This window comes from Enterobacter quasimori, assembly GCF_018597345.1.
Lineage (GTDB): Bacteria > Pseudomonadota > Gammaproteobacteria > Enterobacterales > Enterobacteriaceae > Enterobacter > Enterobacter mori.
Genome location: NZ_JAHEVU010000023.1, coordinates 1 through 286, shown reverse-complemented (window position 1 = coordinate 286; position 286 = coordinate 1). Strand labels below are relative to the sequence as shown.

The 286-nt window shown below is 52.8% G+C and carries 2 tRNA genes; both read left to right on the top strand.

Annotated features, from left to right (window positions below):
* The first annotated feature begins 15 nt into the window (after positions 1-15).
* Positions 16-92, top strand: a tRNA-Ile gene (locus tag KK102_RS22125).
* Positions 93-199: 107 nt separating this feature from the next.
* Positions 200-275: transfer RNA gene (locus KK102_RS22120), tRNA-Ala, on the top strand.
* Positions 276-286: the final 11 nt, after the last annotated feature.

Genomic DNA, 286 nt, shown 5'->3' with positions numbered 1-286 from the left:
AGTAAAAATCTCTGCAGGCTTGTAGCTCAGGTGGTTAGAGCGCACCCCTGATAAGGGTGAGGTCGGTGGTTCAAGTCCACTCAGGCCTACCAAATTTTCCCTGATACTGCGTTGCGGCAACGCTCACATACTGATGTATGCTTCGCGTTACCACGCCTTGTCTCAGGAAAAATTACCGGTACAGAGATTGCAAAACGATGGGGCTATAGCTCAGCTGGGAGAGCGCCTGCCTTGCACGCAGGAGGTCTGCGGTTCGATCCCGCATAGCTCCACCATCCTTTTACTG